This window comes from Singulisphaera rosea (genome assembly GCF_054877945.1).
Window position 1 is genome coordinate 150,403 of sequence record NZ_JBTYIP020000022.1, and the last position, 17,969, is coordinate 168,371.

A 17,969-nucleotide genomic window follows, 5' to 3' on the forward strand; every position below is an offset into this window, starting at 1 on the left:
GGCGGCATGGGAGATGCGGGCCAGGTGAAGCCGAATCAGATCATGTGAACATCGAGTCGGCCAAGATCGAGACCGCTCTCGATGCGCCATGCCACGCCGCTGTTTTGTCGAGCCTACCTCTCGGGAGATGACTACCTTGAAAGTCAACATGATCGTAACCGGCCTAGCCGTCGCATTCTTCAGCGGGCCGGCCGGCATGCAGAGTCCAGCCTGTGCTGCACAGTCGCAAGGAGCAGGGAAGTCCGCCACGTCGAATCAGAGCCAACCCCCCTCTGGCCATTCCCCTGGGGGATCCGTCCCAGCCTCGATTGATCCCGGCTCGAAATGGCAGCCTGTAGGCACCTCGACTCGGATCCTTTGGGCGAAGCTGAATACCGCAGTCGCCAACCGGAAACGGGCCAAGGAGGCGCATGCGACGAATCAGGCCTTGCCCGAGCACGTGATTGCCGCCCGCGGTGAGGTAGAGACTCTCGTCGCCGAGATTCTCAGCCGAGCCGACGATCTCCGTGACGAGGTCGACCTGCTTGAAGTCCAACTCGAGATAAGCAAGGCCAATGTCCAGGCGGCCGAGATCCAGAAGGCCAAGGCTGTTGATAGCCAAGAGAGTACGGGGAAACTGGTCAAGGAAAGGGTAGTCGGACCGGCCGAGAGCGTGACCTATCAGAGGGACGTGGACCTTCGTGGCGTGGAACTGGCGAAGGCGCAGGCCGAGCTCAAGGGGATTACCCTGCGTATCAAACAGACGACCCGTCGCCGAGACGAAGCGATCGACCTCGCCGAGAAGGCCAGTAAGCTCGTCGCCGAGCAAGAGCCATCCTCGCCCGCACCGTCCACCGCAAAGCATTGAATACTTGGGACTATCGAACTCGTAAGTTCAAGAAAATATAAACTTGCGACCCGGTGGTTGCCAATTCCGACCGACGCCTGGACTGCGGAATTCCGCATTGTGTTCCCAATGACCTCTCAGGCGTCGGCTTGCCCTCACCGAACCCGTCGTCCCATTGGTCTCCGTCGCCGGCGAGGGCCCGCAGCCAGCCCCTCGGGCCATCTGCCGATGGCGTTTAGTTCTCTGCCTCCCCCGAGTACTGAAGAAGTCTCTCCACGAAGGCGAGAAGGTCGACGGGCTTGCCAAGGACATTCGACGCGCCCGCCTCTCGGGCCAACCGATCCATTTTCGCCCCTGGCTCCGCCGTGCATATGAGCATCGGGACTTGGAGCAGGAACGGGGCCTCTCGCAACCTTCGGAACATCTCGATCCCGTCGACCCCTGGCATGCGGAAGTCGTTGAGGACCAAATCTGGCCCAAACTCACCCGCCACCTCCAATGCGTCCCGGCCCTCCGCCGCTTCTTTCACGACAAAGCCCCGGAGGCGAAGATATCTCGAGAGGAGAATGCGGAAGTCCTCGTTATCCTCGACCAACAGGAGTCGCATGGCGGTTGCCGTCGAAATCTCTAAGCTCGGTCGAGCTCGGCGGGCGAACTCCGCGTAACCCGCCGATGAGCGCTTCGCTTTCAACGTCACAAATCATAAACCACACCGAAACATTCTCCAATCCTCAGAATGCAACATAAAAAGTTGACACGGCCGCGAGTGCGATTTGGCTACGGACCTTCGGCGTCGACACGCCCAGCGCGTGGGGTCCCATTGGTAGCCGGCGAGAGGCCGCCGAGACCCGATTCCCTCCGGCCTCGCAATCGGGACCTTGTCTTCGCCAACCCGCCCCGGGGCCCGAATGACACACACGGGCGTCAAACCCGCATCGCTCAGGCGACCCAGTCTCCCTGACCGTCGGGCTCGGGCTCGGTATGCCGCGAATCGGCCCCGAGCATCGTCAAGACATCGAGACGTGCTTGTGAGTCAGGAGAGCCGAGATCATCGTCCTGTTCTGCGTAGCAAGCCAGGGATGAGGTCCCCAGGGCGACAACCTCTCTCAGGGCGGAGAGGAAGATTTCCCGATCGCCATTATGGCGAGCGGACTCATCTCGAACGACGTCGAGCTTGGCTTGCATGGCGAGCAAGGTCGACTTGGTGTCCGGATGCTCCCAAGGCGGTGAGAAACGGAACATGTTCTACCTGGCCTTGTCGCAGGCTTGAATCGCGGAATTTGGAGTCTGCAAGAGTGCGGCATGATGCGGGAGTGAGAGAGTTTAGGGGAGTCGACGTTCTCTTCGAGCAAGAAAGGGGCTTACCTCGGCCGCGGGGGGTCGTTGGGCCATTAGAAAGCAGGGCTGCCGCTCTTCGTTGAACAACCAAGCTCTGCACGGCCTCGGATGATCCCGAGGTCGTGCAGCAGGTCGCCGTCTTGGGAGGGCCGGCAAGCTGGCGACGTCATCGCCTCAAGCCGCCTCGAGATTGATCGTGCTCTCGGCGAGATCGCTCAGGGCTTCATCGGTCGCCTTCTCCTCGGCCAAGGTCGCTTTCAGGAGTTTCAGGACGGCCTTCTCGCCGAGAAGTTTGGCGTAAGCACTGACGCTCCCATAGCCCGCCATCTCGTAATGCTCAACCCGCTGGGCCGCCGCGATGAGAGCCGCATCCTTGACTTCGGGCTCGGCGTCTTCCTTGATCGTCTCCTCACCCTCCTCGATCAGCCCCTTGATGGCCTGGCAAGTCTTCTTCTTGGCCTTCTCGCCCAGTGCCTCGAAGGCTTGTTCCAGCCGGCCGATCTGGCCCTCCGTCTCCGTGAGGTGTTTCTCGAAGGCGGCCTTGAGCTCGGTCGAGGTCGCCGCCTTCGCCATTTTGGGGAGGGCCTTCGTGATGCGATGCTCGGCGTCGTAGAGGTCCTGGAGTTGCTCGATCAGGAGGTCACGCAAGGATTCGAGTTTCATGGTCGGTATTCCTGCTCCGGTTGGCTGCAATCGTTGGGGATGTGTGCCGTCCCCAAAGACTGCAAACCGCGTTCCCGCAGGCGAGGATGCCGGCCAACTCCTTGCGATCTGGGTATCGCGACACCGATTGTGTGTCGCGTTACGATGACCGAGGTCACGTCCACGAAGACGTCTTCGCCCTTTCGTCATCACCGTTGCTCGGTCCATGACGTCCGGGGTCGACCAGGTGCCCGTGCCTCGCCGCGAACTCCGGCTGTCGGGCTTCGGCCAAGGCGAGTTCGAAGGCTTCCGTAAACTCGGCGTCGAGGCGGGTACCGATTTCATGGCCGTAACGACTCAGGAGTCTCCACTCTACTGGTCGGGCGATTAGCTCCGCCGCGTCGCCGAGTGAGATTCCCCATTCCGAGACCCACCCTACGGCAACCGCGACTTCCGCGGCCATCATCGCTTTGGAGCGTGACAGCCGTTCGGCGTCATGGTATCGGTCCAGAGTCGCTAGGCAACAGTTGATCGTTCCCCGGACTTGCTGTTCGGTGACCATGAAGAGCCCCTTTCGACTCGCCATCCATGCGTGCCTTCGAGCGGGGTAATCACCGTTGCCCTCGTTTCCGAATCTGCTCCGCAGGATGCGGTTCGAGGGATGCGGCATCTCCACCTTAGCAGGCAGAGGCCAACTCACCAATAGAATCTCCAGATCTGTCCGAATTCATACATCAGCCAATCGCCGGCTTCGCATTCGCTTCGCGCAGACCCACCCACCCCCCCTTACGGGCCAGATAGCCGTTTAGGGTCGGGGGCAGACCCCAGAAGTATTTCGGCTCCCGGCGTCGCCGTCCGGGGTCAGTCTACGCCTCGGACCGCTTAAGCTGACCTGGATACGTCTCGCCCGCCGGAGCGGGTCGTGGCCCCCAAGGCGACAGGATAGGCGTTGCCTGGATCGTGTGAACGAAGGCGCAGGAGCCAGGCCGTTAACCGGCGAGCCTGTGGGTTGACTCGCTGGACCTTGCTGGACACGACCCCGACTCTATCCGGCCAAGGCGCGGTCCGTAGACGAGAACGACTGATGGGGAAATCGCCCAGGGAAACCCGTAGGTCAGACCACCGAGCCCGAGTCCAGATACCCGACCAATTTTGATCGGGCGTTTTTTGCTGCATGCTCATCCGTGAGTTAGCACAGACCTAACCGTGCGGACACCTCTGCCCGCCATTTCAATCTCGCCCCCACGATTCCGACATGGTCGTGAATCGACACGACCCGGCGTCCTCTCGCGAGGATACATGGTCGTGAAGGAGGTATTGTTTGTTTCGGCAAGTCTCCGCCAACCCCTCAGAATACGCCTCGAGGATTCGGCCATGAGCGAAATGACACCCACAGGGTGTCATTTCGCCGATGAATACGGACTATGAACCGTCCTCAGCTTCCTGGGGCGTGGCCGCAAGCGATTCGAAAACCATGGCCAGCGAGACCAGGTCGATGAATCGTCCTCGATGCTTGGATGCGAGATTCTTGAGGGTCGCACTGCCCAGGCTTCGCACCTGGCGGTAGAGAGTGGCATTATCCCCATTGCCACAGTGAATCTCCACAACGTAAGCGGCCTCATGCTCGGACAGCCAAGGCTGGGCCTTGCGGAGCGACGCGGCCAGCATCGCTCGGAATGACTCCAGGCACAGGTGCAGGGCCTCGACAGCCCGGCTATCGGCCTGATCGCCACCGAAGACGAACTTGTCGATCCTGGATCTGAGGGGCTCCACGACCGGAAGCAACCGCCTGCGATAGAGTTCCTCGAGGTCCTGGTGCTCGAGTGTGTTGAGATGGAAAACTGATCCATCGACGAGCCAGGCCAAGGAGTGTTTGACGTCCATGCGGACTCCGGAGTGGCACGATGCGCCCCAGGAGGTAATTGGATCTCGGGGATTGGCAGAAATCGGAGGTGGGCATTTCGACCGGACGGATATTATTCAGGAGCCGCTGCAAAGACCCCCGCATCAGACACTAGGCACAGGTCCTGGGCCCGATTCGCGGGATGCTGGCGCGGCATTACCGCGGTGCACTCCCCGCGCTCCCCCTAGGACCCCACCGTCGAGGCCGGCGTTGAGGCTCCCTCAAAACCATCGAGCGGCAAGAACATATCGACCCCAAGAAGCTCATCAGATGAAGCTACAGGAGTCGGGCTGAAATACCATTCGTCGGGCTCGAGATTTCCTGAGGAGTGCAGGGTCGGGGAATGGTAAACGATGAACCACTGGCCCTCTTCAACGTCAATCCTGTAGGTCCTAGGGCTTTCTTCAGAGGCAGACTCGAGCATGGATGGCCGCCTTTCGAGGCTACGGCCTCGACATCGTGGGCTACGGGTAGGCTTCCCCAGCACGCGGCAGGGACATCAATCGATTTCTAAACAAATTTGCCGATTGGTTTATCGTAGATGTTTGGTGTCAGGAAAACAAGTAGCTTGACAGGTTTTTCCTGACATGCCCGCCGTCCGGGACTTTCGCCATAGTCGATCGACTTTCGACCGAAACGAGGTCTCAGGCAGGAGACCGTTCACGCTCGCTCGGCTGATCGCTCAACGGGTCGGCGTGAGCCGACTTTCAGAGCTTGGCACCTGGCATAGGGGCGCAGAGATGGGCAAGCGGAAGGGTTGGTCGCGGCTCCTTACTGTCGATGGCGTCTCATACCGCAATCGAGTCGTCCCGGACTGTGACGGGGACTGGCTCGCAATCTGCGAGCAGCAGGTTGATCCGGTTGGCCAGCGACTCATCTCGGGATTTTGGAAACCGGCAGAGCGGAGTGAAGGCGGTCCGGGCCCCCGGCTTGCTCCGATTCCTCCCACATACCGTCACGCCTGCCGTTATCCGAGGACTTCTCCTTGTCGCCCTGGAACGAGGCTGGCAAACCACCCAGAGCGGCCCGTCGTTCCGCTTGGCCGGATTCGAGGTCATTGAGGGATTGCCATCCCCGGTCGAATGACGCCAATCCCCCTCATCGATCCTCCTCTGACACCCACGGGTGTCAAACCCACCCATCGCCTACAAGGAGGGAACTCCCATCTCTACCCCTGCCCGCCTCGCGACCTCCGCCTCGGACACATTCGGACGACACACCGACGCCCCTGACTCGAGTCGAGGGGGAACGCCTGGCCCGTGCCGAGTTCGAGGTCCGCGTCACCGTGGCCGCGTTCGTGCGGGCCGCCGAGGCCCTGGCCACAAGCCGCGACGGGGCCTGTATCGCGAGGATCACGGCACGTTCGCCGCATGCTCCCGCGACCTGTGAGACCTGACGGAGATGGCCGAGGACCTGCCGAAGTTCACCCGCAAGGCCAAACCCTCGCCGGCCGTCGAAGCTTCAGTCGCCCGAGGCAGTCGGCTTACGATATGGGGAGGAGACGACACTGGGAGTGGCTCGCCAGCTATGCCACCTCCTTCGCGTCCCGGTCTCTCCGCAAGGGGATACCGGGCCGTGTTGGTCTTGCGGCATGCATAGGGGTCAGCCTGACTTACAGCCAGCCCGTTCCCATGCTATCCGAACTACACACTGTCGTGATCGGCCGAATGGAGGGGATGGTCGACCACCGTCGAAAATAGATGATGAATAAAGGCAAATAAAAAAACCAAAAAAAACTTACGTGTTTTTCTAGGGATTCTGATAGCATCTTGCTTGGCCTCGTCGGACGATCTGGCCAATGATTCGGCGGAGACAATTGTCGTCAGTCCCTTCCGACTTCGGTCGAGTCACGACCAGACCCGGGCCCCCCCACACCGTTGGGCAGCATCCTTGCACATTCAGGGGCACGATGCGAGAGCCTTCAGGACCACAAGAATCTGAGAAACTTCCCGTCGAGGCCATCTTACAGGCAGCCGCGGTCTTTCAAATCATCTCAAGCCCAACGCGCTTATCCATCCTCTGGCTGCTCGGCTCGGGGGAACGTGGCGTCACCGACTTGTGGAGTAATCTAGACGTGGATCCGAGTGCTCTAAGCCATGCACTTGCCAAACTGAGACTTCCGGGGCTGGTCGAGCGACAGTCTGTCGGCAAAGCCGCAGTCTATCGCCTGACCCCCCGCGGCAAGAGGCTCCTCCGGACCATCAAGGTATTCCTCGCGGATGATACCGGTTGAGACCACTCCATCCCGGAGCCAGCTCAATGCTTCACGATCCCGACGAGCCGCCTCGCTTGATGTACAAAGTCGAGGGTGAGGGCGGACGTCTCTATCTCATCTACAACGCCTTGGTAATGGGCAACCCGACCGGGCACGTCCTTGGCAAGTGGTACGCGAGGCCCTACCCCTTGATGGGTTCGCAAGCCGGGCCGGGGAGCGAGCCCCACAACACCGCTGGCGAGGCCGAGCAATCTGTCGGGGTACGATCGCGGGGCCCCGAAGCCGAGGGGACTGCCTGATCGGCCTCAACTCGGCCGACCTGATCTCGCTCGGGCTACACTCGCGTCATCACGATCGTTCGCCCCCGCCCCGCGGCGATCCAGTTCGTTCTCCTTGCCTGGATCGCGCCGTTCTGGAGGCCGCATTGGACACCAATTGCTCTTTGGTTTGGATGGTCGACGGATTAGTGTTCCATCTCGCCCCACTCGACCATCATGACCTCGAGGGCCTCTATCATCGGCGGATGCTCCCGATCGCCCGGCCGCTCCGATCGAGGCTCGACAATGTCATCTTCGACGGTAGCCAGAATGAGACCCAGGCGGCCGAGGCCCTGTACCGAGTCCTCGAGTCCTTTCGGGCCATCTTGGAAACCTCACTACGCAAGGCCCAGCCGTGGCTAACTCGGCCCAAAGCGGAGGTGCTGGTGGCGATGAATCGTGGCGATGCAGAGGATTCCTGTGGCGACGTCACACTCTTCCGGCAAGTGCAACGCGTGGGCAAGTTGACGCTCGATGGCCTCGTGTCCCATCACCGGGGAAGGTTGGCCGAACTGATCTCGCTGGCTGCAGCGTTCGAGGCGGTCGCCACGATGCCTTGGGACGGCGAGGATTGGGTTTAGGGCCCGCCCATCGGGACATGGCAACCATCGGGCGTCTTGGTTTGGTCGGCCCCGAGTCGGCATCGTCGTGCATGCGTTCAAGGCGGGTTGGCGATCGGGCTTTCGAGGCTCCCTCCCCTTCGGCCGAAGATTGTAGGTCGCCCTTCCCCTGAGCGACGACGCTCCTAGGATCTCTTGCTCTACCCGCCATCGTTCGCCAAAGGGATTCCACCATGCCGAGCATCGAATCCGTCCTCGTCGCGTGCCTACTGACCCGCGGTGCGTACTCGGGAGAACGGGTCTTTCGCATCGAGATCGATGGTGGGCTCGAATACACCGGCATCGCGCCTGTCCAACAATGCTACCAGGGGATACCGGGCAGTGTCGGTTTACGGCATGGCCTTCGCTGGTTAATTGGCGACCTACCGCCGATACAACCGAGGAGCCATGATGCGGCATTACTCCGACGAACACCTCCGAGACGCGGCCATCCAGCGAGAGGGGAGCACGATCGTCGAAGGGGGGCAATCCTACGGCCCAGAAACGGCATATCCCAAGGATCGGATCGCCGTTCCGTTGGGCAATGAAAGCTGGATTCATCGATGCCGAAGGCACTCTGCAACGGACCGGGTTTGGCGAGATCGCAAGCCCATGATTGAGATGCATCCCCACACCTGGATTGAACAAGGTCGCGCCGGGCACGGCCAAGTGTGGCTCGGCCAGTGTCCCGACTGCGGGACCATTTACTGGGACGTTTTGACCTTCCGGTCCTAATCCAGCACTGACAACCGGACACGAGTGCAATATTCATGTCGCAGTTCGAAGGAGGAGGAGAGCATAGCCGAGTCCGCACGGGCGACCGACTCACCGCCGCTCACAACCGCCTGACTCGGCGCTTAGAGTGGTCGTCCGAGCCCGCGTCAGGATGCTCGCCCGGGACCGTCGCGAGCGAGACTGGAGGGCGACGCACCCTACGACGCACAACGCCGAAAAAGCGACGAGGATCCGCAGCCGAACGACATACCCCAAAGGGAGTGGACTCCGGCGTGGAAAGGCCAACTCCTCCAGGTCCTCCGGTGCGGAGGTTCGGTACGAGCGGCCTGCACTCGGGCGGAGATCTGCCCCTTGACAACCCACGATCACCGACGAGGCGACCCCGAGTTTGCCGAGGCGTGGGCCCTCGCCATTCGAACAGGCCCCACGGTCGGCCAGGAAGCCTGCCTCGTCCAAGGTGATCGAGGTCGACCGGGACACGCTAATCAGGTTACTCGTGATCCGCCGACCCCAGGCGATCAGCCGAGGACGTTGACGCTGGGCCAGACATGAAGCGTTGCCGAGCTTGCAGGTGGCCCCCGTTCGCAACGCTCCAGCCCCCAAGGCTGGGGCCTTGTCGTTTGACGGCCACGGGTGTCACCGAGCCCGACCCGCCAAATCAGCCGAGGGCGATGTTCAGCCCTCAGTATCGATCCCGAGACCGACGCCGGAGCGGCCGGTTCACAGGCGGGCCCCTTTCGCAGGGACCCCAGCCTTTGAGGACGAAGTATTGCACATTTACACTAAATCAGTTCAACATTTATTAAATGCGTTCCTATTGATTTTCATCGGATACGACCATAGGCGTCGGGGACAGACGCACACTAACTGGTAAGCCTCATGCCCCGAGTCCCCGACCCATGTCGAGAGGCCCCCATGCCATCCAACGATTCCCCTGGTATCGCTCGCCGACCTGGCCGGTTCCTCAACACGACTCGCCGTACCGTGGAGCGGATGAGGGCCGCCGGGAAGCTTCCTCCCGCCGACATCAAGGTCGCGAAGATGGCCCGATGGCAGGCAGCCACAATTCGGTCCTAGCTCGCCGGACAAGGCTCCATCAGTTGACGTGACCGAGGCTGTGTGGCCCCAAACCGAAGGAGTCGAGGTCGATGGCGAGCATCTACAAACGAGGCCGGCACAAGATGAGGAAGGGCTCCGCGTGGTACATCGGCTACGTGGATGAGCACGGACGCCAGGGGACAGCTAAGGGTTGCTCGGGCAAGGCGGCAACCGAGGCAATGGCCAGGCAACTCGAGAGCGAGGCGGCTCTCGGGCGGAGCGGGGCCATCGACCCCAGGGAGGAATCCGACCGTCGTCAGGGCATTCGTCCGATCACCGATCACCTCAACGACTGGCACGGCTCGATCCTCGCCAAGGGCAGGACGGCCAAGCATGCGGACCTTTACTTGAGCCGGGCCTCGCAGGTCATCACAAAAGCCAAGGTCAAACGACTGAGCGAGCTCCAACCCTCCGCGACCCAGGCGGCGTTGGGGACCTCCGCGATGAAGGACGGAGTCTCGAGACCGCAACCATTACCGAGCGGCCATGCGGGCGTTCACGGTGTGGGCCAGGGCGAACCGTCGCCTGCGAGACAACCCGATGGAAGGGGTCTCTGGCTTCAACGCGGAGGAGGATCAGGGGTATGCCCGCCGGTCGTTAACCGAGCGAGAGTTCGGCCAGTTGATCGCCGCCGCGTTGGCCAACGATCTGCGATCCTGGTTGGCCGGGAAGGCGCTGGGTGAGAGCGTCCCCCCGCGACATCACGGGCCCGCGAAGATGATCCGGGCCGACCTCGAGGCCGCCGGCATCCCCTATGAGACCGAGGAGGGGTTCGCCGACTTTCATGCCCTCCGAGGCTTCTACGTCTCGGCGCTCATCAAGTCCGCGGCCAACATCAAGACGTTGCAGACCCTCGCCAGGCACAGCAACCCGAGCCTGACCATCAAGCGATACGCGAAGGCCAACACCCAGGACGTTGTGGAGGCCGTCCAATCCCTGCCGAATCCGGCCATGGTCGCTCCCGTCCGGAGGTCACTTCCGGCCCAGATGGATGCAGAGACATCTGCCATAACCCCGGCAGTTCATGGCAGTGACCTGCCAGTGGACACCATTCGCGAGGGGTCGGCACCGGTCGCATCTTGTCGGAGTCGAGCAAGCGGGGCAGGGGGGGGTAACGGCCCAACTTGTTGCGGCAGGAAGCTTTGGACGGGATCTGTCGGAGACTGTCGGATGCCAAACGGAGAGGGGGGGATTCGAACCCCCGAAGGGCTGTGACACCCTTAACGGTTTAGCAAACCGTCGCTTTCGACCACTCAGCCACCTCTCCAGGGACGCCGCGGAGGAGGATTGCCGACACGTGAGATCGGCAACTCCGCCAGAGGTTTTGCAAGCTACCAAACCCGGACGCGGGGGTCAATCGGAGATTTGGACTTGCGCGCGCCCAACGTCGGGTTCGCCCGAAGGACGCCGCCAGCCTATGCCGGTCTGACGCGCCCTCGGCACGAACAAGTAGGGCAAGCTCCCCAGATTCGACTCGTAGGGATTCGTGATTCGTGCTCGGAACGCTCGGGCCTTCGAGAACGGTCAGCCCGCGAAGAGCCTCCCCCGCCGATTGACGATTGAGCTCAGGAAATTCGCGACCAGGTCGTCCTCGGCGACGGGACGATCCGAAGACAGTCCCGTTTTGCCGGGGCGGAAGATTTGGCCTCGACGACGGAACCCATGACACAGACTCGGGCTATGAACGGAGGGCAAGCCGTTGCGCGTCCGGCCCGTCGTCGGCGTGAAGGTCACGACAGGGGGTGGAAGGAATCGGCCGCGCCACGAGGGCTCGAGGAACGCGGCGGGGAGATTGCCAAAGGGCAGGGTAGGCGGTTACGTTAGGATTGCACGAGCGACGGCACGGAGGCATGTCGCCGGTGAAAGGGCAGGGCAAGGGCGGAGGCGCGGGTACCTTCCAGCGGAGAAGGGGGACGAATTATGTCCGTCGGCGATCCGCTCGAGGACCGGGAGAATGACATCCCGGCGTTCCTGGCACGGATCCATGCGGGGGACGAGGAGGCGGCGCGCGAGCTCCTGACCCGGTACGAGGCCGAGGTCCGGTTGGTGGTCCGTCGGCAGCTCCCCAGGCTGTTGCGCTCGCGGTTCGACTCGCTCGACTTCATGCAGAGCGTCTGGGGGAGCTTCTTCCGACGCGTCCGCAGCGGGCCGGCGGAATTCGAAGATTCGAGACACCTTGTCGCCTTCCTGGCCCGTGCTGCGAAGAATAAGGTGATCGACGAGTACCGCCGCGCCGCCAGCCGAAAGCAGGACATGCATCGCGAAGAGCCGCTCTGGGTCGACGGGGGCCGCCCCAAGGACCTGCCCGCCGACATCGATTCGCCCAGCGAGGTCGCCCAGGCACGCGAAGTGTTCGGGAGGCTTCGGGACCTCGTGCCCGAGGAACGCCGGGCGATCGTCGAGCTGAAGGCCGAGGGGCTCTCGAGCCGCGATATCGGCGACCGGCTGGGGATCAGCGAGCGGACGGTCCAGCGCGTCCTCGAGGACCTCCGCAAGCGAGCGGAGACGGAGTTGGAGGGCTGAGGATGGGCCTGACCACCTCGGGCCGGACGTGGGAGGAGGCCTCGTCCCCGGCCGCGGTCCGGTTGGTGCGGCGATTCGAGCTCGCCTGGCGAGACTCCCAGGGGAAAGGACCGCCCCCCGACCCCGAGGAATTCCTCGCCGAGGATGGCGACGATTCTCCGGGGGCCCGGCTCGCGCTCCTTCGAGCGGACCTCGGGATGCGTCGCGAGGTCGGCGAGCCCGTCGGCGCCGAATGGTATCGCCAGCGCTACCCCGACCTCGGCTCCGAGACCCTGGTCGCTCTCGTGTACGAGGAATTCTGCCTCCGCGAGGAAGACCACGAGGAACCCGACCCCGCAGACTATCTCGGTCGGTTCCCCGAAGTCGCCCCGCAGCTCCGGAGAGTGCTCGACATCCACGGGCTGGTCGGGTCGGGGCAGACGACCGCCTCGCTCGCCCCCTCCTCGACGTCGATCAAGTTCCCGGAGGCCGGCCAAACAATCGCGGGATTCCATCTCGTCGAGGAGTTGGGGCGCGGGGCCTTCGCTCGCGTCTTCCGGGCCGAGGAACGGCAGCTCGCCGACCGCCCGGTGGCCCTGAAGGTGGCGAGGGCGGGTTCACGCGAGCCCCAGACACTCGCGAGGCTCCAGCACACGCACATCGTCCCCGTCCACTCCTCGAGGACCGACCCGGTCACGGGGCTCCACCTGCTCTGCATGCCCTACTTCGGCAGGGTGACGCTCGCCGGGCTGCTGGCCGACCCGAAGGTGAGGGTCGCCCGCACCGGGTCCGAGATCGTCGAGGCGCTCGAGCGGCTCGAGCCCCCCGGGGGGATCCGCGGGGGACACTCCGCGGGGAAGACCGCGCTTTCGAGCCGATCGTACGCCCAGGCGATCGCGTGGTGGGGGGCGAGGATGGCCGAGGCGCTCGAGCACGCCCACGACCGTGGCGTCCTGCACCGCGACGTCAAGCCGTCGAACGTGCTGGTGACCGACGACGGGATGCCGATGCTCCTCGACTTCAACCTGGCGCGGGAGTCGGTGCTCGACGACCCGGAGGAAGTCCCCTCGACGCTCGGCGGGACGCTCGACTACATGGCCCCAGAGCACCTCGAGGCGCTCGCGGACGGCCTCGCCGACCGTGTCGACGCCCGATCCGACCTCTACGGCCTGGGGGTGGTCCTGTACGAGGCGCTCATGGGCGAGCGGCCGTTCGAGACCCCTCGTCGGGCGAGGTCGGCGGCCGAGCTCCTCCTCCGCGCGGCCGAGGAGCGCCGGACCGAGGCCCCCTGGCTCCGCGAGACGCACCCCGAGGTCCCCGCCGCACTCGAGGCGGTCGTCCGACGCTGCCTCGACCCCGACCCCGAGCATCGTTATGCCTCGGCGGGGGATCTCGCCTTCGACCTCCAGGCCGTCGCCGACGACGGACCCTTGAAGTTCGCGAGGGAACCGCTCGCCAGCCGGGCGGTGCGCTGGACGAGGAGGAACCGCCGGGCCCTGGCGACGGCGATACCCCTCCTCCTCGCGGTCGTCGTTGTGACCTTGATCCTCATCAAGGTCCGGCTCGCCCGGAGCGAGGATGAGGCGAACATCCGCGAAATCATCGCGAATGCGACGGCCTCGGAGATGGCCGGCGACTTCCACGCCGCGGCGACTCAGTATGAGACGGCGAGCCTCCTGGCGTATGAGCGTCCATTCCTCCTCGACCTCTACAAACGGGCGAGGGAAGGGTCCAGGCGTGCCGGAGAGATCGGGTCGACCCGAGACCGCGCCGACAAGTTCTTTCGAATGGCCGCCCCCTTGCGCTTCCAGTTGACCGGGTTCCTCGGCAACCCGAACGCCGCGTCCAAGGACGTCAAGGAAGCGCTTCACCTCTTCTACGTCCTCGAAGAGGCCCCCTGGACGAGCAAGGAGGAGATGGAATGGCTCGACCCGACACGACGCGACCGGCTGGCCAAGGAGGTCAACGAGCTGCTCTTCCTCTGGGTGGTGGCGAGGTCGAAGGACTCGGCGAGCGGGCGAGAGTCGGCCGAGGGCCTGGTCGCCCTTTGCGACAAGGCGCTCACATTCGCCACCCCGAAGGGCCCCTGGGAGGCGCTTCGGGCCTCGCTCAGAGCTCGGCTGGCCGAGGGGAGCCCGGCGACGACCTCCGACGACCAGCCGTCGAACGAGAAGTCGGCCCTGGGGTGCTTCCAGTGGGGATGCCTCCGAGAGTCGGAAGGCCGGAGCGAGCGGGCGCTCGCCTGGTTCCGCAACGCGGTCCGGCTCGAGCCGAATAACTACTGGCATGAATATTACCTCGCCTATGTTGCGCACAAGGTCCTCCGCTACGACGAGGCCTTGACGCACTACCACACCGCAGTCGCCCTCGAGCCCGGCTCGCCCTGGGTCCGATTCAGTCGGGGCCGGTTCTATCGCGAGCGTCGCGACTGGGCGTCCGCCCTCGACGACCTGAACCGTGCGGTCGAAGGGTTCCGGGACAAGCCCGAGATGAAGCAGGCCCGCCTGGAGCGGGGCTTCACCTATCAGCTCCTGGGCGATTCCGCAAGGGCTCGAGCCGACTATGACTGGGTGATCGCGAACGACTCCCAACGCGACTTCGCCCGGGCCGCGAGGCTGAACCGCGCGAAGCTCGAGGCCGATTCGGGGGCGGTCGGGCGGGCCCTGGTCGAATGCGACGCACTGCTTTCCGAAGATCCGGAGAACCTCTCGGCCCGACTGAGCCGGGCGCTCCTGGAGCTCCGCCAGGGGGCGGCGGAGTCGGCCGAGGCCGATCTGAGCGTCCTGGTGGAACGCCAAGGGGGCCGTGACGACCTGGTGCTCGCCAACCGGGCGCTGGCCCGCCTGCTCCTGGGACGCCCCGCCGACGCGGAAGCCGACGCCGAGGCCGCGATGCGGATCCACCCGATCCCGAGCCGGGAGCGGCTCTGGTTGCGTACCTTGCTCGCCTCGGGCCGAGTTCGGGAGCTCCGGGCCGATCGCCCCGACGAGCTGGCGCGACTCCCCGTCGGCGGCCCGGCGCTGGCGAGGGACTTGCGTTCAGCCGCAGCCCGCCTGCAAGCCGAATCCGCAGGTGAAGGCGTGGCCGCGCTCAGGGCTCGACTGGCCCGCGCGGTGCTGCTCACGGCACTCGGCGACGCGGAAGGGGGACGCGAGGCCGATCGGGCCGTGGCGCTCGCCCCTCTGTCGCCCCAGGTCTACCTGATCCGGGCCCGGGTCCGTCGCGAGCGGGGTGCCTTGAAGGACGCCCTGGCCGACACCCGGCGCGGGCTCGAGCTCCAACCCAACGACGCCCCCCTCTGGGAGCTTTCGGGCATGCTCCAATTGGAGCTCGGCGATCCAAGGACGGCGCTCGCGGACCTCGACCGGGCGATCCGGCTCGGCGCCAGCGACTCCGTCCGGGGCGCGAGGGCCGCCGCCTTGTTCGAATTAGGAAACGCCGAGGCCTCCGTCCGCGAGTGGTCGACCGCACTGGCCGCCGACCCCGAAGACCCCCGAGCGTTCCTGGGGAGGGCCCGGGCCCTCGGCCGACTCGGCCGATGGAACCAGGCGCTCGTCGACCTGGAAGAAGCAACCGCCTGGTCCGGCGACCAGCCCGGCCTCGCGCTCCCGATCGCCCTGGCCGCCGCCCGATGCCTCCCCACCCACCGCAACCAACTCCCCCGAGTCCTGGGCCTCGCCCGACGCGCCTGGACCTCGTCCCGGGCCGTCCGCGCCACGTCCTCGCACTGATCGGTCCGACAGACCACGCCATGGCGTGACTTCGAGGGCAAGAAGGGGCAGGCGGTGATCACCCGCATCGAGGTGACGGAGATAGCGGAGGACGTCCGACCCTGGAGACTTTTCGCCAAGTTTTCGGCGTTGCACCCGCTATAACTGTCCGGGTTCGCCCCGTACTAAGGCCTGATCCCCCCGGATTCCAGGGCTTACCCGGGAGTCTTAAAGTTTCCTCCCGGTCGGGCCTCGCAAGCTTCGGGGGCCAGGCCGACTGCCGCTCCATCCCCACCGGATGCTGTCAGAATGGCCTCGACCCGAAGGAGTCATGAAAGGGGGTCACCATGTCCGATCCGGAAGACCGCACACAGCCCTTGCAAGACACTCCCGTCGAGCCGCCGACGTTCTCGAGCGATATGAATGAAATCCGGGCTAAGCTGTCCTACGTCCTCCTCTTTGCCTCTATCCCCGGACTCTCGATCCCTGGAATTATTGCGAAACTGCTCCACGTCGACGACGTGCTGACCCTCTGGCAATTGATCGTGGCGACTGCCCCGTTGACATGCGCCGTGACGGCCGTGGGGACCGCGTACCTGAGCGGAAAATACGACTTCGGTCAACTGCTATTCGGCACGGGCGCGGCACTCTTCGCCTCGCTATTACTGGGCGACGTCCTCGGCCGGCTCTCGCCGATCGCGCCGAGACAGGAACTGGGTGCCCTGCCGTTCGCGATTCTTAGGATCCTGAGCGGTTACCTCGAACTGTACGGCGCCTGGTCATTCGCTTCATCGTTCGTGGTCGGCGGATTCCTGGCGTGGGCCTGGTCGAAGAAGATCTGGCCTCGGCTCAATCAGCAGGCGACGAAGGCCTGAACGACGAGCGGCGTTATCAGATTGGTAGAGGCGCGATCGGCCGCTCCTCCAGTTGCCTTGAGCGGAAGGCAAGGATCGAGGTCGGCGTGGGGAAGCGTCTCAAGTGCTTGACCGCCTAGCGGGTTGCTTGCCATGATGATATGGCTATCCAGGCAGCCAGCGCTCATCTCGGGCTAAATCCCCGAGACTGCCGGGGGCAGCACCTGGGCCTGGAATTCCGGATCGAATATGAAGCGTGCCCGTCAGGGGCGTCCCGCGCGGGTCGTAACGGCAACGACGGGACAATGGACACTCGCACAGGGAAAGAATTATGCATGTATTAAGAATCAAAATTCAGTCGTTCAGTGTTTTCGTTATTTATCTCTCGCTGATTCTTTGGGCGACCCCTGTTGTTGTCCCGGACTTCATAGAGCGTTGGACTAAATGTAAGGCCAAATATTACCATTATCAATCTCGTGCACAAGCGCAGTATCTTCAGGCATCGCTGAGTGCGCGATCCAATCCCGAGTGGGCAAGCTCATGCAGGAAATGGGCGGACAATTCTGCCGTAAGGAGCCGAAAATATCGCCGCCAACTTTTAATGCCATGGGCGTTGTACGATTTTTCGTGGCGGGAAATCTGGCCTGCATATACAGGATTAGGAATTCTCGTAATGCTGGGGCTAACACGGCGATCGACTCGCACCTTCCCAACGAGTTAGGGGCCACAATGGAATGCAGATGGGACATAATGAATTGAAGTCGGCGTTCATCGGTTGGCCACAGGATCGAAGCGTCCAACAAGTCTGGCCCACGGCCGTCTCGAGCATTCAGTCCCATAGCCCACGGGTTAAACTTTGGTCACTGAAGAAGCGTCGCTACTGCCGCTCTCTCAAGAGCAACGCGACTCAATTCGTTACGCCCTCTTTTCTCGTTACGCCCTCTTTTCTCGGCCCCACCATCCTCATAGCATTCCAACATGATTCGATTAGCTACGTCCCCTGACTGTCGAGGCCACCGACTACCAGGCGGTGGCTATTCAGCTGCTTCTGATTCAACGAAGGAATATCGGGAATTCCAATGGCAAAGAGATGTTAATGGTCGCTTAGAGGCTATCCGGTAATCCGAAAATTTCGTAACCTACACCTGTAGAAGGAGTCAGGCCGATCGACATCTGTCCGAGGATTATTCCCATGCGTAAGTCCTATCCTTCCGACCTCAGCGACGAGCA

13 protein-coding genes and 1 tRNA gene are annotated in these 17,969 nt (G+C 63.3%); 8 read left to right on the forward strand and 6 right to left on the reverse strand.

The window, feature by feature from the left end; genetic code table 11:
* Positions 1–127: 127 nt before the first annotated feature.
* Positions 128–847, forward strand: coding sequence for a hypothetical protein (locus ACYOEI_RS29165; protein WP_462853184.1), 720 nt, complete (start codon positions 128–130; stop codon positions 845–847).
* Positions 848–1,061: 214 nt separating this feature from the next.
* Here the strand turns inward: ACYOEI_RS29165 and ACYOEI_RS29170 are convergent, their stop codons facing one another.
* The 5 genes from ACYOEI_RS29170 to ACYOEI_RS29190 form a co-directional block, all read right to left on the reverse strand.
* Positions 1,062–1,421, reverse strand: coding sequence for a response regulator (locus ACYOEI_RS29170; RefSeq protein WP_462853185.1), 360 nt, complete (start codon positions 1,419–1,421; stop codon positions 1,062–1,064).
* A 344-nt stretch (positions 1,422–1,765) separates the two neighbouring features.
* Positions 1,766–2,068, reverse strand: coding sequence for a hypothetical protein (locus ACYOEI_RS29175; protein ID WP_462853187.1), 303 nt, complete (start codon positions 2,066–2,068; stop codon positions 1,766–1,768).
* A gap of 270 nt (positions 2,069–2,338) precedes the next feature.
* Positions 2,339–2,827, reverse strand: coding sequence for a YciE/YciF ferroxidase family protein (locus ACYOEI_RS29180; protein WP_462853188.1), 489 nt, complete (start codon positions 2,825–2,827; stop codon positions 2,339–2,341).
* 154 nt (positions 2,828–2,981) lie between these two features.
* On the reverse strand, positions 2,982–3,392 hold the full coding sequence (locus ACYOEI_RS29185; RefSeq protein WP_462853190.1) for a hypothetical protein: 411 nt from the start codon (positions 3,390–3,392) through the stop codon (positions 2,982–2,984).
* Between the two features lie 836 nt (positions 3,393–4,228).
* Positions 4,229–4,690, reverse strand: a complete 462-nt coding sequence (locus tag ACYOEI_RS29190; protein WP_462853192.1) for a hypothetical protein — start codon at positions 4,688–4,690, stop codon at positions 4,229–4,231.
* Positions 4,691–6,618: 1,928 nt separating this feature from the next.
* On the opposite strand from ACYOEI_RS29190, the gene ACYOEI_RS29195 reads away from it, so the two are divergent.
* From ACYOEI_RS29195 to ACYOEI_RS29210, 4 genes are all read left to right on the forward strand, one after another.
* On the forward strand, positions 6,619–6,942 hold the full coding sequence (locus ACYOEI_RS29195) for an ArsR/SmtB family transcription factor (RefSeq protein ID WP_462853193.1): 324 nt from the start codon (positions 6,619–6,621) through the stop codon (positions 6,940–6,942).
* 26 nt (positions 6,943–6,968) lie between these two features.
* Complete coding sequence (locus ACYOEI_RS29200) at positions 6,969–7,223, forward strand: hypothetical protein (RefSeq protein ID WP_462853194.1); 255 nt, start codon at positions 6,969–6,971, stop codon at positions 7,221–7,223.
* 167 nt (positions 7,224–7,390) lie between these two features.
* Entirely contained in the window at positions 7,391–7,822 is a 432-nt protein-coding gene (locus tag ACYOEI_RS29205; protein ID WP_462853195.1) for a hypothetical protein, read from the forward strand.
* 2,337 nt (positions 7,823–10,159) lie between these two features.
* Positions 10,160–10,888, forward strand: a complete 729-nt coding sequence (locus ACYOEI_RS29210; protein WP_462853196.1) for a site-specific integrase — start codon at positions 10,160–10,162, stop codon at positions 10,886–10,888.
* On the opposite strand, the gene ACYOEI_RS29215 is transcribed toward ACYOEI_RS29210, so the two are convergent.
* Positions 10,852–10,940 (reverse strand) — tRNA-Ser (locus ACYOEI_RS29215). The two genes, ACYOEI_RS29210 and ACYOEI_RS29215, sit on opposite strands and share 37 nt — an antisense overlap.
* Positions 10,941–11,593: 653 nt before the next feature.
* Here ACYOEI_RS29215 and ACYOEI_RS29220 point away from each other — a divergent pair.
* The 3 genes from ACYOEI_RS29220 to ACYOEI_RS29230 all read left to right on the forward strand — a co-directional run bounded on the left by ACYOEI_RS29220 (position 11,594) and on the right by ACYOEI_RS29230 (position 16,760).
* Positions 11,594–12,196, forward strand: coding sequence for an RNA polymerase sigma factor (locus ACYOEI_RS29220; RefSeq protein WP_462853197.1), 603 nt, complete (start codon positions 11,594–11,596; stop codon positions 12,194–12,196).
* Positions 12,197–12,198: 2 nt separating this feature from the next.
* Positions 12,199–15,906 carry a protein kinase domain-containing protein gene (locus ACYOEI_RS29225; RefSeq protein WP_462853198.1) on the forward strand — a complete coding sequence of 1,236 codons (3,708 nt, stop codon included), beginning with the start codon at positions 12,199–12,201 and terminating at the stop codon, positions 15,904–15,906.
* 326 nt (positions 15,907–16,232) lie between these two features.
* Positions 16,233–16,760: a hypothetical protein gene (locus ACYOEI_RS29230; RefSeq protein ID WP_462853199.1), complete on the forward strand. Its 528-nt coding sequence runs from the start codon at positions 16,233–16,235 to the stop codon at positions 16,758–16,760.
* Positions 16,761–17,969 lie beyond the last annotated feature (1,209 nt).

Coding starts and splice junctions, on each gene's coding strand:
- ACYOEI_RS29165 (WP_462853184.1), top strand. CDS start 128: ATGACTACCTTGAAAGTCAACATGATCGTAACCGGCCTAGCCGTCGCA.
- ACYOEI_RS29175 (WP_462853187.1), bottom strand. CDS start 2,068: ATGTTCCGTTTCTCACCGCCTTGGGAGCATCCGGACACCAAGTCGACC.
- ACYOEI_RS29180 (WP_462853188.1), bottom strand. CDS start 2,827: ATGAAACTCGAATCCTTGCGTGACCTCCTGATCGAGCAACTCCAGGAC.
- ACYOEI_RS29185 (WP_462853190.1), bottom strand. CDS start 3,392: ATGGCGAGTCGAAAGGGGCTCTTCATGGTCACCGAACAGCAAGTCCGG.
- ACYOEI_RS29190 (WP_462853192.1), bottom strand. CDS start 4,690: ATGGACGTCAAACACTCCTTGGCCTGGCTCGTCGATGGATCAGTTTTC.
- ACYOEI_RS29195 (WP_462853193.1), top strand. CDS start 6,619: ATGCGAGAGCCTTCAGGACCACAAGAATCTGAGAAACTTCCCGTCGAG.
- ACYOEI_RS29200 (WP_462853194.1), top strand. CDS start 6,969: ATGCTTCACGATCCCGACGAGCCGCCTCGCTTGATGTACAAAGTCGAG.
- ACYOEI_RS29210 (WP_462853196.1), top strand. CDS start 10,160: ATGCGGGCGTTCACGGTGTGGGCCAGGGCGAACCGTCGCCTGCGAGAC.
- ACYOEI_RS29220 (WP_462853197.1), top strand. CDS start 11,594: ATGTCCGTCGGCGATCCGCTCGAGGACCGGGAGAATGACATCCCGGCG.
- ACYOEI_RS29225 (WP_462853198.1), top strand. CDS start 12,199: ATGGGCCTGACCACCTCGGGCCGGACGTGGGAGGAGGCCTCGTCCCCG.
- ACYOEI_RS29230 (WP_462853199.1), top strand. CDS start 16,233: ATGTCCGATCCGGAAGACCGCACACAGCCCTTGCAAGACACTCCCGTC.